This is a genomic window from Sporosarcina pasteurii, assembly GCF_041295575.1.
Classification (GTDB): Bacteria; Bacillota; Bacilli; order Bacillales_A; family Planococcaceae; genus Sporosarcina; species Sporosarcina pasteurii.
Genome location: NZ_CP160452.1, coordinates 513,818 through 530,321, shown reverse-complemented (window position 1 = coordinate 530,321; position 16,504 = coordinate 513,818). Strand labels below are relative to the sequence as shown.

Sequence of the window (16,504 nt, the reverse complement as noted above, 5' to 3'; positions counted from 1 at the left end):
TGAATTAACTAAGTAAAGGAGTAGCTCTATGAAGCCCAAAGAATTTATAGAAACATATTCTGATGATATCCTGTATTTATATGACATGAGAGAGGCGATGTTGACTCATCCTTTCAAGGAGACAACCCACCACCTATTCTCTGCATCTTTTAGTAGAATTTACTGTGTGTTCATTATAGGTAATATTGAATCTATGATTAAGCAATGGTCTAAATACATTGACAATAACATTCTAAGTGGATTCTTTGACAAGAATAAAAGTAACTTTTCAAAGATTAATAATCTTTACGAAGCCTTTATAAAAAATGGCATAAATGCGGATAAAGAAATATTAAATGATTATCTTGCAATAAAATATTTAAGGAACACAATTATTCACAGTGATTGGAAGGAAAATCACAAAAGCTTTATACTAGAACGCGGTTTTCCCCTAGACTCTAGAGACTTAAATGATACTCACTTGCAAAAAATGAAAAATGTAAATGAAAATATGATGTTTTATATTGCTATGCTATCTTTTTTTGATAGTAAAAGTAAGTCTTTTTCAAACAATGACAGTATTATACGTACTAATGTTGCTTTACCTGAAGCAGATGGAATTATTCGCAAGGAGCAGTTGCCGCAATTAATTTGGAACAATCTTAAAAGAATCATAGATCGTTTCGACATATTATTTGAAGATATACAAAATCCAACAAATGATGAATTATTGTATCTTGCAGAAGAATCACTATTCTTCTGGGAGGAATATAAAAGATACAGAACGATTGGGGAAAGCATTTCAAAAAAATCAATAATATCAAGCTTAGATATACTAAAAGACTTACTTCAATCTCAATGCTTTATGAAGTTCCCAATCGGAACCATTAACCTTGAGACATTGCATGATAACTGTGTGGAGAAGAATATATCGGATGAAGAATTTTTTACATTGTTCAATGCTGCTGTTAAATATTCAGCAAAAGACGTCCTTAAAGCAATAATAAACGGTAAGAACATCTACAATAATTTACCTAGTCTATCTATTTTTAAATTATTTGTCCATTACTTACCACGAATAGTACCAGAAAGAAACGACTACTTTATTAAAGAAGCAAAAGAGATACTAACCCTATTTGAAATTTCTAGGTACTACTATCATTATATTGAACAAGATACTAATATACTAAATCTAAATAAAACTATTGAATCTTACAAGGACAAAATAAAAATAATAGAGACTCCTTACGTCAGTAATGAGTAATAAATGAATAGATATAAAAACATTGTAAATAAAGTTTTTAGCGAAGATTGAATTATTTAATTACACAAATTGGTATAATAATATTCTAATTCATGGGTCGCCGGATTATCTTACTTCAACATCCAAGTGAGTATAAGCGCAAGAACCAAATAGCAATGAACAATTTGCAGTAGTAAACCAGATTTTCATCCAAATATTAACCTAGATGAATTCTATATTTGTTCATGCAATTTTAGTGTATTGTCTGAATGGTGTCTAGTACAGGTACCCTACACTTATTTAATGACTATATAACCATTGATTTCAGCTCCTCTTTTATAGTGGTGAGGGTTTGGAAGTTCTATGATTGTTACTTCTCTATACCCTGAAAACAATGGTTATTTGCGTTATTCTCTATCTACTTTTCATAATAGGTACCCAATTTTTAACGTACTCCAACCTTAACAACTAACTCTGAGCATTATATGATATACAAGATACGACTACCCTCATCACAAAAAAGGCACAGACAAAAAATATCCATGCCTTCGAAAAACACCCCCACTATTAACCTTCCACTCTTCAACCTCAATAAATCCCCACCGCATCAAACCCTGCATGAACTGCAGCCTCTTCCGCGCTACCCTCACCATAAATATCAATTGCAGACTGCACGATTGCCTGACGCGCATCACTAAACTCAGAATATGGTGTTAAGTAAACCGTTAATGCGCGGTAATAAATTTGTCCTAATTTCTCTCTTCCAATTTCTTGCCCGATCAGGTATGCAGCATGGTTCGGGATAGAAGAGTTCACATGGACACCGCCGTTATCTACGTTACGTGGCATATGATAATATTCATCCATATGGGCTGGATAAACCCCACTACCATAAGCTGCTCTTTGTGGATTAGTCACGACAACACTATTTGGATCGCTCAAACTGCGTAGTCTCCAGTTACCTTCCGCAATTGCTGCTGGTGCCATAATGTCCTCGCCGATTTCCCAATCTTTCTCATCAATGATTGCGCCAAAGACGTCAGCGAATGATTCATTTAATGCACCAGGCTGGTCCCGGTATACTAAATTGGCTGTGTGGGAGATAATCCCATGCGTCATTTCATGAGCCGTAACGTCAAGCGCAGCTGAAAGTGAAATAAAGAACTCTCCGTCACCATCACCATACGTCATCCAACGTCCATTCCAGAAGGCATTATTATAATTGTTACCATAGTGGACGTAGGAAGTAATTTCCATCCCCTCATCATCAAGTGAATTTCGGCCATGTTCATTTAGAAAGTATTCATATACTTTTTCAGAATTATAGTGTGCATCGACAGCAGCTCGGTCATAATCACTTTTGAATGAAGCGGAATTCCCCATATAGAGCGTATCATTCCGGGTATCCGTATCGTTTTTGGAATCATATGTGAATATCCCTTTAAGATCCTCATGCGCATAATCTGCTAAGGCAAACTGAGTGCCAGATTTCGGTTCCTTCACTTGGCTAATATGCAATTTCCGTTGATCGCCATGTACGCCTATTCCAACCCCATTTTGTGTTTTCATTTCATCTGCATGCATGATGCCATTATACTGATCAATCACTTCTCCACTTTTTGCATCGACAAAGACAAACCAGTTACCAGGCTCGTCCCCCATAAAGTTCACATTCACCTTATAAGCCGTATGGTTTTCATCTTCAAAAGGGTAAACAACTAGCTCAGTCGTCGGCTCATAAGTCAGCTCTTGCGGGGCGTTAACAGATGACAGCGCTTTCTTAACTGCAGCATCACTGCTTATCGCGGCAGTTGTATCCACGGCCTCATCGTCAATGGTCTCATTCACTCTTCCGTTGACAGCTACGACTTCATGATCCTCATTGAAATGAACAATGACTTCGGATCCTTCCACGTTTACGCCATTAATTGACTGATTAAAACGTACGTGCGTCATACCCAGATCATCTTTTTCCGTCTTTTTTACTTTTAGCTTTTTATCTGGATTTTTAATTCCAGTTTTCCCCTGGTTCTTCTTTAAATAATTAAGTGCATTAGAAGAGTTGCTAGAAGAGAATTTCTCCGCATGTCGCTCCTTCACAAAAACAGGAACGCTTGCCCGCTCGTTCCACTTCTTAGAAGCTTGTACACTACTAAGTTCAGTAGAATCAACCGGCTGTGCAAATACACTACTTACTGAGGTAGAACCGACCAATAACGCAGACGATAAAACCAATGGAACGATAAACCTTTTCTTTTTCACCAATGTTTCATGCCCCCTATTCATCTTTATCATCTTTAGTATAGATGATTGAAGATTGATTTGCATGAATAATTAGAATCATTACGGTATTGTCTAAAGATTCATTCATAGCCTGCATAATAGGTGTAACTAACCATTGAAAAAAGAGTGAAGGAGCACCAAGGTGCTAGTCAACAATACAGATTTTAAACCCTCATATTAAATTCCATACGCTTACCTAGATTCACAGAATTCATTTCAAATGCATATTCTCTTCTCTTTTCATTCAAATAAAGAAGCTGTTGCTGATCAACAGTTAGGTATTCTAACGCTTTCGTTCTGCTTTCAATTTTCCCTTTTAACTCATACGCTCGCTGCACTCTTTGATTGAATGAATAAATACTTATGTCAAAAACAATTGAACGGCCATTGGTAAATACCACCATCGTCTTCCCTTTTTCCAATCCTGTATATTCTTTAACATGATGTAAGGCAATCCATACGCAGTCTTCCTTGTTAGGCGACTTAGTGGGGAACCAATAGATTCCGAGTGTTTCGTTTACGACAATTGGACATCTTTTGATTTTTCCTAGAACCGCTTTAGCGCCAGCATTAGCCCCTTCTAAGCTAGAACCATAGTAGTTCAAATTATAATTAATTAACTTTGAAGGTGGCATGTCTACCAAAAGTGGCTCCTGATTTCCGATAACCACTGTCATTAAATTTCCAAACTCATCGTACTGAGGATGAAATAAAATCGTTTCGTACCTCAATACAAATTCACTCAAAATCTCCACATTGTTTCCCCCTTTTGTATGTATCCTTACTATCTTTTATCAACAGAAGTACACTAAGTCTATGTTGGAATACTCCTACTTGGTTGTGTCCCCCACTATCTGTCCCAAATCCAAGTAGATTTGAATCGCAACTGAATAATCGGAAAGATCATCTATGTATGATTGCACTTGTCATGCATCATGATCTATTAGAAACTTCATACGCTTCCTTCTCTGATTTCAAATGACTCATGGCTGATGAAAGTGCGGCACTTCCATCCAATATGTATAGCTTATTTCCCGACTCTCGTTCGAATCCGTCGGACACCTTGCGACTTAAAATCCCCCCCTTATTTCAGCACTGCATCCCATTTCTAGATGCCTTTGTCAGGACCTCTTCCCCGAATTGTCCATAGGTTATTTCTCGAAAAGTAGCCAATAAGTCACTGTTTGATAAAACCCCCTCCCTCCTTGTACCTCTTATTATACCTGTTTATTCCGATAAGTCTAACACTTTCGAACTAATATCTACTTAAATTAAGTGATTTAGTTTCGAGTTTCATGTTTATCTCATTAAATATACTCATTCTTAACGTATCCCCCTGCCATTTATCACTTATGGCGTTACCATTCATCACTTACCGCCCGTGGATAGTTCAAAAATAGTCGTTCGCTCCTTCAAGTTAATTCTCCTACGATAAGTGTACCCGGGAATAAAACGTATCGTGCACGATCAGAAGGGCCATGAATTGACAGATTTTGAAAAAGTATTAACGCAATTTGAACCGATGATTTACGCTACAATTCGCAAGTTAAATATTTACCGTAATCAAGAACATTTTATACAAGTTGGACGAGTTGCTTTATGGCAAGCCTGGACACGCTTTGAAGAAGGTAAAGGAAACTTTGCGGGTTATGCAGCAAGAAGTATACGCGGCGCAATGCTTGATTTGTTAACACGAGAAAACCAGTTTGAAGAAAATATGATGCAAGCAGAGGATGCTTTTTTAGTTGGATTAATTGATCAAGAAGTAGGACTTACTCTATTCAATGGAAGGTCAGACAAACTTGGCGAGGCACTTGAACAATTAAAGAAAAATGAGAAAGAGATTATCCAGTGGATTTTTGTCGAGAGACTGACGCAAGCAGAATGCGCGGAACGAGCAAACGTTACCGTGGCGGCAATTAAAAAAAGAAGAGAGCGCGTGATTGTTAAATTGAGGAAGTTAATGGGGGGATATGGTTTAGATTTATCAGAATAGCGTCCAAATTGTGTGGGTGACTGGCACCAAGTTCCACATGTTTCAGAATAGTGTCCGAATTGAGTGAGTGACTGGCACCATAAAAATACCAGGTTCCAACACGATTTAAAAATTGTGTCGGAACCTGGTACCCTAGTCACCCATTGTAATTGTTTACCGCTTATTGTTCACCGCTTAATTTCACAAGTATTTTTGCTTGCGACTTATCGCTTGTTAACGCTTTAAACCCTTTTTCAATAATGTCTTCCAATTCGATTCGGCTTGTTATAATTTCTTTTACATCTATATCGCCAGAAGCCATTAGGTCAATCGTTTTCTGAAACACTTCACGTTCATACGCCAGCGTCGATGTAATTTTAACTCCGGTAGTGGTTAAGTCCATAGGATCGAAAGAAACCGTCTTCGGAAAAATCGATACGATAACGACTGTTCCGCGTGATTTTGTAATTTTAATTGCTTGATTTAACGTGATTTCTACCCCTGCTACTTCAAATGCAACGTCATAGCCTTCAGGTTCGATCTCTTTTGCAGCTTCTAACGGATCTACTTTTCCTGAATTAATAATATGAGTTGCACCGATTGCTTTTGCTTTTTCTAGGCGCTCTTCTGACAAATCAAATACAACGATTTTCGAAGCTCCTTGCGCCTTCGCAGCAGCAATTGTAACGAGTCCAATTGGTCCTGCGCCAAAAATCGCCACTGTTTGTCCCGATTGCAAGCCGCCTTCTTTTATTGCTTGAACTGCTACAGCCGTTGGTTCAACAAGTGCACCTTCTTCCAGCGACATACCTTCCGGCAGCTTGTAAACATTCTTTTCATTTACGACTGCGTAGTCCGCAAACCCACCGTCTGAACCGAGGCCTACAAATGTAAATCCATCGTAAATGTCATATGCGGATGGTTTTTTACCGTATGTGATTAATGGGTTGATTGCAACCCGATCCCCTGCTTTAACCCCAGTCACATCTGAACCAACTGCTTCAACTACACCTGAAAACTCATGTCCAAGCGTTAAGGGTGCTTCTTGATTCGTCAAAGGATCAGGACCATTTGAAGGGATGAGGACCGGTCCTTCTTCATATTCATGCAAGTCGCTTCCACAAATACCGGTCCACGCAACCCGCACCAATACATCACTCACGCCAACGTCTTTCACTTCTTTTTCTTCAACTCGTATATCATTTGCATGATGCCAAACTGCTGCTCTCATCAATTATTCACTCTCCTAAAATCTTTAATTATTTCAACCTAAAAACAAGACTACCCCCATGGGTATATTAGTAGTCAAAAAAAGAGAGGTCAACCCCTTTTAATATCCTTCCTACTCTGCTTGTTTCACACAAACTATTTCCTTACGCAACCAATTATATACCTGTGGGGGTATAATGTCAAATATGCAAAACCAACTATGGCAATCAGCTTTACGAATACATACACAAAACAAATTCATCCAGGATGAATTTCTATTTTAGCGCATGCAATTGTATCGTATTGTTTATAGTGTCTTACGTATAAACAAGTGGTTGAGGAGGAATAACTGTGGTGGGTTAATTTTTAAAGAGAATATCCGCTAGTTCTCCTTCGTGATTTACACTAAACCATGCTACAATTACAAAATGTACACTATGTACAATAGAACCTATACATAAATGAGGAGGAATATTTTCTATGATAAATTCTGAAATATTTTCAAAGAAATTAATGGAAGATGACATTTTAATGGAACGAACTCAAGATGAGGATGGCGTGTACTTTCGTGTTCGACAAACACTCGATTATGGAAATGACGTAGTCGTTGCAGTTTTTTTCACAAACAGCGAATCCATCGTTGACATCAATATCTTTAACATCGTTCAAATCAACAATCCAGCAAAAAAAGCAGAACTTCACAGCCTGCTCAATGAATTCAACGAGAAGTTCAGATATATTAAATTTATTGATTTTGATGGACATGTTGCAGCTCAATACTCATACAATATAGAGGATCATTTTAATCCTCAAGCTGTCATAAACTACATCGGCCTGTTTTTAAACGCAGCTGAAAAAGTTTATCCTGCATTAATTGAGTTAAAAAAAGCATAGACAACAAATGAAAAGAGCTATCGAGTGCATTCCTTGCATTCTCGATAGCTCTTGTTCTAACCAAATTCAATCAACATCATCCGTCATATCATACATCTTCAGCTTAAACTGAAAACCTTCATACGTCATCAGCATCTTACCAACTTCTTCCCACGTATATGGCTTTCCATCGATTATAACAAGTGGTAGCCCATCAGAAGCTTCATCAAATTCAACACGACCGACTACTTGATCATGAATCATCGAATGGAATACTTGTCCATTCTGAAAAGTACCCGTTTCTATCTGCTTCTCCTGGATGCCGTTTCTCACCTTTTCTATAAGCCGCTTCAACAGGTCACTTTGGCTATCATCTAGTTCACCATGAATCGCAAATTGATAGCCAAGACCTTTATTTTCCTTGGCTTCTAGGCAGATCCCAATCGGCTGGATTCGCATTTCCACATGGAAGGTTCGGAGATTGCCCTCATCATCCTTCATCGTAAAAGATTCCATCAACTGCTCAACCTCTATGCCTAATTCCTCCGACATCAGAGCATTGTAACAATGATTACAAACGTTACTGCTTGTCTCGCCAGTTAAATGAATTTTCGCCTCACCAGTCCCGCACCACTCACATTGGTTCATATTTCTCACCTAAATTCAGTTTTCTTCTATTTTACCATAATGTGGGTGTATTACGAAAAAGGTCCCTATGCGTGAACCAACTACGATAATTCAACTGTACGAATAAATACACAAAAGAAATTCATCCAAACCTAAATGAATTTTAATATTTGAGTCAATCCAATTCCACTAATGGATTCTTCGTTACACAATCGATATGCACATTTGTTTTGATCATGCCACCAAATGTGTGATTAGAACCGAACGCTACATGAATCGTATTATAGGCTTTTTCATCCTCCAGTATATTACCTGTTAAACGGGCAGCGTGATTTGTACCAATTCCAAGTTCGCACAGGAATCTTCCGTCGCCTTCACCTAGGAGTCCTAGCAACTTCTCCCCGTCTTTTCCACTAGCTGTCACTAACCGACCGTTTTCAATCGTTAACATGACTGGTTCCTCTAACAAACCAATTCCCGCAATGGAACCGTTTATTTCAATTGTTCCTTCAGCTGCTCCTTCAACTGGTGCAATATATGCTTCACCTGACGGCAAGTTTCCAGATGCCGCCTTTGTCCGGAATACACCCGTACTTGGAACACCATCCCTACCTTCGACGGGAATAATCAATTCATGCCTACCGCCTGTGTGGACCGTAATTTCTTTCGCCTCCGTAAGTTTGGCAGTCATTTTATGCGTTTCTTTTTCCACAATGCTATAATCGGCAGCCATCGCACCGTTTAGGAACATATCCTCGGTAATCCCTGGCATGGTAATTACGCTGATCCCTTTAGCGTTGGCACTTTTTCGCGCGACAGTATGTGTCAGCGAGTGTTTCGTCAAACAAAATACGAGGTCATAATTCAACATTTCCCCCGCCGTTTCTGCCGGTGGTTCTTCACCCGATTTCGCTCTATCTTCCATTATGTGTGTACTTACTCGCCATCCGTTTTGCGCCAACGCATCTCCGAATTTCCTGCCTAGTTTTTCAGTGCTGACATCTGCGACAACGAGGATATTGACGGTTTTATCGACAGAAAAGTTATTCACCATTAATGATGCTACTATTTGTTGAAAGTCTTTCAATTTTTCTCCACCCTTTCCTTTCGATAAATAAACACTTAGTAATACAAAACTAATGCAATGATTGTACCAATCTCTAAAGAATCATCAAGCAGCGGAATTTGCTGTTAAATGTGGTACCTTTTTCGATATTAGTTGACCTATTTCCCCAAAAATTAAAAGTCGAACCCTGTAATAAGCTTAAACTAAATAAAGCAACAATCGGCATTAAACTACCCTCAATTCAAAAACAGACCCGGTTTCCCGGATCTATGAAGAAATATATTCAGATATAATACGGGCAACTAGCGTCCGAGGTAGTAAAACAGGCAATCCACTCACCCTTACCGCTTCCGTTTTATGACGTTCATCGTATCCCATACAATCCAAAACAATTATATCGGCACCTTGTTCTTTTAAGGCATGTGCAGCCCCCGCAACGTCACTTTTCTCGTATGGCGAAGCAACTTCAACCAAAAGTTGCAAATTCGATTGTTCCCACTTTTTCTCAAGTTGTTCCCGTTGCTCCACCAGAGGAATAATAAGCCCTAGTGATCCCGATGCAAGGATTGCACTCACTGTATGATTTAAAACCCTATCAGGATAAATAATTGGCTTCGTCGTTTCCAGCATAGGAAAGTCCCCCGTGCAAAGCATTAGTACAATATCCGTCTCCTTTTCAAGCTGAGACAACTCGTTTTGCAAATATGGAAGAAGCTTTTTCTTGCCAATCCTTACCGACTTTCCATTTCTTAACCTCGATATATACGTCGTATCTGATGCATCCGGGGCAATCAACTGAAGATTTTCCTCCGTCAAACTGTCCAATCCCCCACGTTCTACGATGGTTACATCAGGTCCAACTATTGCGGAAATCGACGGTGTAACATCCGTACGTGGAGACTGTCCGATCGTCAATACACCAACTATACCAGCTGGCATTACTGCTCATTTCCCAATGTTTGTAAGTGCTTCATTGAGCCATACAATTTTTCCAAACGCTTAAATTCTGCTACATCGTAAAATTCGAATTGATTTTGCGTGTATTCTTTTGCTACTTCAATACAGAAGCGAACCGCTTGTGCTATGTCAACCTCATGACTTGCTCCAGTCCCACATCCTGGCACTGCCGTTTTTGCCGTAATCGCAACACCAACAACAGGTGCATCTGTCGCGACAGCTGGCTGAAGAATACTGTTAATATGATAAATATCATTACCATATGGTGTTATATCTTGTGTCGTAACTGCAAATGTAACCGGCAAGTCACCTGTCGTCATTTCCATAATACGCAGTAGATCATCACAGAATTTTAGAACATAACCAGATTTAACTGTCGGAGAGAGAGCAATTCCACGATGATTGATTACACGATTTCCTTTTGTCGTGTCTATTGAAAGTACAGCATCCATTTCCTGAACGACTTCGTATTGATTCATCGTTAAAATATCAACGGGTGACCCCATAAAATCAACGGGCTCATGTGGCTGCGTTGGCGCAGATGGACATATATGGGTTGTCACATAAACATCTCCCGGTAACCTGTCACCTTTTATCGACATATTCGCCATTTTCAAGGCAATTGTCACTGCAGCTGCAGCACCATCACCATCTGAAACAAATCCGATTCGATTCGGGCGTGCGCCCAAACCGCCCAATCTGCCAACAATTCCAAGCGAAGGAGCATTGCCTCCGCTTAGTTTCCCATTTGTTCCCTTAATAATAATTTTTACGAAATCCGTTGATCCACTATGTCCTTCTACCGTTTCATAAGTTGCTTCACAATGCTCGAACCCTTCGAACAATTGAATAACCATTTCACCATTTGCATTTGCATCATCTAGTAGTTCCATTATCTCCATCGTGTATTTTAAAGACAATTTTTCGACATTCCCTTCAGACAATAGTTTTTTGTATAATAGGTTCAATTGCACGTAATAACTTTTCATTAAACATTGTAGAACTTAGTTTCAAATTTTCTTTCGGTACAGAAATCACCGCAATCTTTATACCCTCTTTGATTTCCGCACTAACAAGCGGCATACCTGTTTCAGCATCAAAAGTCATAATTAGATCAGGAAACGTTCCTTTTCTTTCTCCATTCATTTCAGCGGTCATGTATTCATTCCAAAAGGTAAGTTCCAAATCGTCCACTTGTACGATTCCTACGTCAAATCCGCCTGTTTCCTCCAATTTAAAATTGCTAACTGTTCCGGAATGGATAACCCTTCCCTTTAAATAAGAAGCAACAGCTTCAATACGTTCGGGGCCTTCCGGTACAGAAAAGAACACTTCTCCTAACTCAATCGCTTGTGTAATTCCGCCGACAGCCGCATGTTCTTTCACATAACCGATATCCACAGGGTTTCTGCAAACACCAACCATGCCTCCCGCTTGAATTGAAACCGCACGGACGGCGCTTGAAGAAAGATCAAGAGTAGAAGACACAACGCCTTCAACTTTTTTCAATCCTTTCCCCCCGGCAAAAGCTTGAATAGATACATAATCCTCAACTTCCGATAAATTCAAAGAGCCCATGGAGCCAGTCGGATGGGCTCTTCCATTACATGGTGCATCCAAGAACGGGAGTCCCGTAGCAGCTGCTTGAAGCCACCCATTGATTGTTGTGGCCGCACCATTTTCATTCGTCATCAAGGCCTTAATCGGTTTTTCAAATTCCTTTTGCATCCTTTCCACAGTCGCAATAAGCTGCTCGGAATCAATATATAATTCCTTTGCGGAAGGAGCTCCTACCAAAGATACGCATGCTACATAATCAGAGTCTTGCAATTCATCAACTGTAATTAGTTCGGGCGAACCTATTTTAAACGCAAGCTTAGTTTTTTCGAGCCCGTCGTTAATCCAACCTCCACCCCCACCGCCTAATATACAGCCTCCATAAACTGCATTTTTCGCATCTCTTCTAGTCAATATTTTCCTAGTCATGTAATACCCTCCGTTACTTTACTTTGCTTTCCATAATGAAGTGAAAAAGCTATAGATTGCATCCCCAGCTATAAATCCAGCGGCGGTTGTATACATAGCGCCTTCCGCTTCTGGTCCTTTTACTTTCAGGATGATAATCCGTATTAAAATACCCGCAACTACCGCCCAACCGGCAATTGGATTGATAATTAACAAACCGGTTGCGAATAAAATCCCCATCTGCCGTGATGGTCCACCTATTAATTGGATGATCGCACCAGGAATCGCCCACAAGAAGAGAAGCATTCCTACATTTCCAGCGAGTCCTGACTCAATTGTCGTTGCGTATACACGGTCAACTGGAGGTACAAGATCTTGGGCAAAGAAAGTGTCATGGAAAAGGGACACCATCACAATCGCGACACCGAAACCAATCAATGAGCTTTTAAGTTGTTGCCTACGACCAAACAGTTCCTGTGCCGTATTCTGACCTTTTCGTAAGATTACGCCTGTCTTAAAGTCGTAACCTAAATCTGCAAACGCAGGTCCCGTCGCGGCAGTGAATCCTGTCAGTAACGCAAGAGCAATCGGCGGAAATCCAAGCATCATTCCTATTAAAAGCGCAATTAAGGTAACTGCAAATGCAGGAAACCAGCCCGAGTGCATCGCTGCAATCCCGACAATAATTTCACTCGCAAGTGCTGCAAAACCCGCAAAAACTACAAATAGGATAAGCATCGGCACAGACATCTCTCCGATAATTCCACCTAAAACAGCCAGTAGCATCGCCGCCCCGATATAAAGAACGAATCCTAAGCCGAATCCTTTCTTAACGTCACGATCCGTCCGAGTATACTCATGTCCTTCAACCTGTAGTTCTTTGGATTTCTCTTTTTTTGCCTTCAGTAGTGTAAAGACAAACTGCAGTAACGCTACAGACCCTGCCCCAATCATCATGCCGTGCGGAATATAGTATTCGTTTAAGTCGACACCGAACAATTGAACAGAATAGCCCCGCAGTAGTAATCCAATACCAAACATCGAAAGTGCCCAAATATTTCCGATAAATGCTACTCCGAAAGCAGACATCGCGATTCCGAAATGAGAACCAATTATCCCACCAAAAATTCCGAGACCTAAGTACTTAGCCTTCGAGCCCCCTTCGTCACCGGCTTTTAACGCTTCAGCCGTCGCTACTCCAGGCGGCCACGTCTCATTTGAGCCGAACAACTTTGAATCAAAAACTTTATAAAGAATGAAAACATCAATTAACAATGCAAGACCTGAACCAATTAGCATAGGAATTATCAGCTCAGGCATCCCCATTACAAATGGAAGTCCGATTGGAATAAGCAAACTATTAGCAGCACCGAATGTTGCAGCTGAAATTGTCGTTTGTATCAGATTTTGATTTTCTAAAGATCGATATTTGTAAAACATTTGCATTGGAATCCGTGCGATTAGCATTGCAATTAACGCACCAATAATGGATGTATTCGGTGTAATTCCAAGCGATGTGATAAGTTGCATCCCAATAATGGCACCGAATACCGCAACAAAAATCGAAAATACTATAAATGGTATGTCAAACGTCTTTTTCTTCATCCTAATTTCTCCCCATTGATTAATTGGTAAGCAATAGCTTGGGCTTCGACTAAGTCAATCACTGGAACATCTATATGTTGCACTAAGTAATCTTTTAGACGAATTGTCGAAAAACCTGTACATGCAAACAAAATAACATCTGCGCCTGATTGGATTACATTGTTTACGACATTCAATAACTCTTCCTTCGCATCAGTTGAAAACAAATCTGTGGTCTTTCGAATTTTCGGTGAGTAAGAAAACGAATGAAATTTCTCACTTAACTCTTCCTTCATCCTAATCGGTGGCTCTTCCGTAATTCCAATGATCCCCACTCGTTGTCCGACCATACTTGCAGCGTGTGCACCGCATACTCCGGCACCCAATACGGGAAGTGACACGGCAACTCTCGATTCTTCCAAAGCGGGATCAGCTGCACAACTAATCGTAATTGCATCTACACCGTCTTCCTCTGCCATTTGTTTTGCAAGAGCAACAATTTTCGGTATAGCGATTTCTTCCGTCTCCTTGTTGTAAATACCGTGAGGCTGATCTTGTATACATTTTGTTAGTGAGTCGACTTGAAAAATAGACTTCATTCTGTTCCCATGTTCTTGCAATACTTCGTGATTATCTGTCGTTAACACTCGAATGATTCCCAACATTACACTCACCTCTTTTTTATGATTATAAATACTTTGACTATTTACCGTAATGTAAAAAATGAGAAATAATTATCGTGAATAATTTCTCACTTTTCCCAATAAAAAAAGACGGTGTATACCGCCTACTTGGATAACCCTCTGATATTCATGCAAAACCTTAAGATAAACCGGCTTTCAGCATCGTCTACATTCATATTTAATAATTCTTGTATTCTTTGAATTCGATAGGTCAGTGTTCTTCTATGAATGAATAATTTCTCTGAAGCCTTCGAAACATTTCCGTTCTCATGCAAATAAACTTCTAGGGTTACCAACAATTCTTTGTTCTGACTCTTTAGCAATGGACCCAGTACATCTTGGATATATGTCTGAACAAGCGTATCCGATGTTAAATTGATGAGAATCTCGTAGATACCTAATTTATCATACGTATATAAACTTTCTTCCGGCCTAATTTTCCGTCCAATTTCCATCGTTTTATCAACGGAACGTATGCAATCATCAAAATGACTAATGTCTTTTATAGCAGGACCCACAGCAACCCACATCGGATTAATACCAGCTTCGACCTCAATGTTTTCCTTTATCTGCTTTAATATATCTGAATGGCTGTCTTTTTCATATATTAAAAGCACATAAAAGTTATGATATTTTTCAAAAATAATAGCTGTACAACCTGAAATCTCACCAACAAGTCCATGGAGTCTTTTTCGAATTAAACAGGATTGATCAATTAAATAAAATGATGGAAAGTGAGGTTTTCCAATCCAATCCGCTTGAATGTTGATTACTAAAAATTCTCTTTTAGTTGATCCCCTATTTCCATTGTTTAAATAACCTTCTAGTAGCTCTATGTCCTCAATTCTTTTTTTCTGCAAGAATAGTTGTTCGTTCATAAATAATTCGCTTATTTTAACACTTAATTTTTTCATATCTAGTGCAGAAATTAAATTTCTCTCCATTTTTTCAGAGTAAAGTATATGAAGAAATGCGAATGCATTCTTATTTGAAAGGAGCGGAACAACGATACGATTACGGTAACCTTGCATTTTGAATACTTGATACGTTTGTAAAGTAAATGTAGAATGCCAATCTTCAAGTACTTCTTGGTAATCACTATATTCCGGCTCTGAAAACAATGTACTCGACTTTCTCCATCCATCTGGAAGGAACTCTTCGGATACATATAATAAACTGCCTTGGGTATCTTCGATATAGACTGGGCTTTTCACAATTTCATAAATAATCTCGATAGCATCTGACAGCGACTTGAATTTCATTGTCTCAAATTCAAAAAATGGATTTTGGACACTTTCCACTTCCAGCTGTTTTTCTTCGTACAACGCCTCGTATAGAGGGGTTAGAACATTAATATAGGAAATGTCTTTGGGTATTGTAATAATAGGAAATGCATTTTCATCTGCTATTTTTAGCATGTTTTTTGGAATTTCTTCGATAAAACGTCCCAGCTTAATAACAATTCCAGCAGCTTTTTTATCTATCAAGGATTGAACAATTTCTACTTGCCTCTCCGGATCGTCTTTGATTGAATAAAAAGTGGTCATTACTAATAGCCCCGATGTCACCCAACTAATAACCTCGGGAACCTCCATTACTTCTATAGAGGTAATTTCTCGATTAATCCCTGTATGCCCTCCTACAAGTTGTCCCTTCGTCAAATCACCTATTTGTAAAGCTCCTTTGACATCCATAAAATCGCCCCACCTTCCTGTAGTGAAAAACTTATTTCTACTAATTTAGTATTAAATTTAACTTTCGCTGTACTGACCATTTCGTTTTAGAGAAAACATTTAAAAACCAACTTGTTTAAAAAACGTTTACAACGCAACTATTCTTTTATTTTTAACTATACTATCATATCTTACCCGGTAATTTAATCCGATAGTTCAGAATGTTAATGAACCTCTCTTTTTTTGACGAAAAAGGAAGGCACAAAAGATATCACTCGTGGTACATTTCATTGGCGGTAATCATTTTTCACTGTCTATTTAACATAATAGATACTTGAAATTTAATTTTATACGTCTTTTGTATTGTCTGAGTACCGTCTTGCATAG

Annotated in this window: 14 protein-coding genes; 3 read left to right on the top strand and 11 right to left on the bottom strand. The window is 39.0% G+C overall.

Annotated features, from left to right (window positions below; translation table 11 throughout):
* The first annotated feature begins 28 nt into the window (after window positions 1-28).
* Window positions 29-1,243, top strand: coding sequence for a hypothetical protein (locus AB1H92_RS02475; RefSeq protein ID WP_115360011.1), 1,215 nt, complete (start codon window positions 29-31; stop codon window positions 1,241-1,243).
* 567 nt (window positions 1,244-1,810) lie between these two features.
* Here the strand turns inward: AB1H92_RS02475 and AB1H92_RS02470 are convergent.
* A complete protein-coding gene (locus AB1H92_RS02470) occupies window positions 1,811-3,508 on the bottom strand; it encodes a M4 family metallopeptidase (RefSeq protein ID WP_115360010.1) in 1,698 nt (565 codons plus the stop codon).
* Between the two features lie 161 nt (window positions 3,509-3,669).
* Window positions 3,670-4,260: a competence protein ComK gene (locus AB1H92_RS02465; protein WP_166739553.1), complete on the bottom strand. Its 591-nt coding sequence runs from the start codon at window positions 4,258-4,260 to the stop codon at window positions 3,670-3,672.
* Between the two features lie 728 nt (window positions 4,261-4,988).
* Here AB1H92_RS02465 and AB1H92_RS02460 point away from each other — a divergent pair.
* The gene (locus AB1H92_RS02460; RefSeq protein ID WP_115360008.1) at window positions 4,989-5,501 is read left to right on the top strand and encodes a sigma-70 family RNA polymerase sigma factor; all 513 of its coding nucleotides are present in this window, start codon (window positions 4,989-4,991) and stop codon (window positions 5,499-5,501) included.
* 160 nt (window positions 5,502-5,661) lie between these two features.
* Here the strand turns inward: AB1H92_RS02460 and AB1H92_RS02455 are convergent, their stop codons facing one another.
* Window positions 5,662-6,711, bottom strand: coding sequence for a 2,3-butanediol dehydrogenase (locus AB1H92_RS02455; protein ID WP_115364013.1), 1,050 nt, complete (start codon window positions 6,709-6,711; stop codon window positions 5,662-5,664).
* A 458-nt stretch (window positions 6,712-7,169) separates the two neighbouring features.
* On the opposite strand from AB1H92_RS02455, the gene AB1H92_RS02450 reads away from it, so the two are divergent.
* Entirely contained in the window at window positions 7,170-7,583 is a 414-nt protein-coding gene (locus AB1H92_RS02450; protein WP_115360007.1) for a YbjN domain-containing protein, read from the top strand.
* 66 nt (window positions 7,584-7,649) lie between these two features.
* Here the strand turns inward: AB1H92_RS02450 and AB1H92_RS02445 are convergent, their stop codons facing one another.
* From AB1H92_RS02445 to AB1H92_RS02410, 8 genes are all read right to left on the bottom strand, one after another.
* Window positions 7,650-8,210: a hypothetical protein gene (locus tag AB1H92_RS02445; protein ID WP_115360006.1), complete on the bottom strand. Its 561-nt coding sequence runs from the start codon at window positions 8,208-8,210 to the stop codon at window positions 7,650-7,652.
* Window positions 8,211-8,364: 154 nt separating this feature from the next.
* Window positions 8,365-9,276, bottom strand: coding sequence for an aminopeptidase (locus tag AB1H92_RS02440; RefSeq protein ID WP_243835615.1), 912 nt, complete (start codon window positions 9,274-9,276; stop codon window positions 8,365-8,367).
* Window positions 9,277-9,522: 246 nt separating this feature from the next.
* Window positions 9,523-10,194, bottom strand: coding sequence for an AroM family protein (locus tag AB1H92_RS02435; protein WP_115360005.1), 672 nt, complete (start codon window positions 10,192-10,194; stop codon window positions 9,523-9,525).
* Window positions 10,194-11,132, bottom strand: coding sequence for a DUF1177 domain-containing protein (locus tag AB1H92_RS02430; RefSeq protein WP_115364011.1), 939 nt, complete (start codon window positions 11,130-11,132; stop codon window positions 10,194-10,196). Before AB1H92_RS02430 ends, AB1H92_RS02435 begins: the two co-directional genes overlap by 1 nt.
* Window positions 11,133-11,148: 16 nt before the next feature.
* Window positions 11,149-12,198: a DUF917 family protein gene (locus AB1H92_RS02425; RefSeq protein WP_115360004.1), complete on the bottom strand. Its 1,050-nt coding sequence runs from the start codon at window positions 12,196-12,198 to the stop codon at window positions 11,149-11,151.
* Window positions 12,199-12,216: 18 nt separating this feature from the next.
* Entirely contained in the window at window positions 12,217-13,782 is a 1,566-nt protein-coding gene (locus tag AB1H92_RS02420; RefSeq protein ID WP_115360003.1) for an OPT/YSL family transporter, read from the bottom strand.
* On the bottom strand, window positions 13,779-14,426 hold the full coding sequence (locus AB1H92_RS02415) for an aspartate/glutamate racemase family protein (RefSeq protein ID WP_115360002.1): 648 nt from the start codon (window positions 14,424-14,426) through the stop codon (window positions 13,779-13,781). The genes AB1H92_RS02420 and AB1H92_RS02415 overlap by 4 nt, the downstream gene beginning before the upstream one ends.
* 122 nt (window positions 14,427-14,548) lie before the next feature.
* The gene (locus AB1H92_RS02410) at window positions 14,549-16,138 is read right to left on the bottom strand and encodes a PucR family transcriptional regulator (protein WP_115360001.1); all 1,590 of its coding nucleotides are present in this window, start codon (window positions 16,136-16,138) and stop codon (window positions 14,549-14,551) included.
* Window positions 16,139-16,504: the final 366 nt, after the last annotated feature.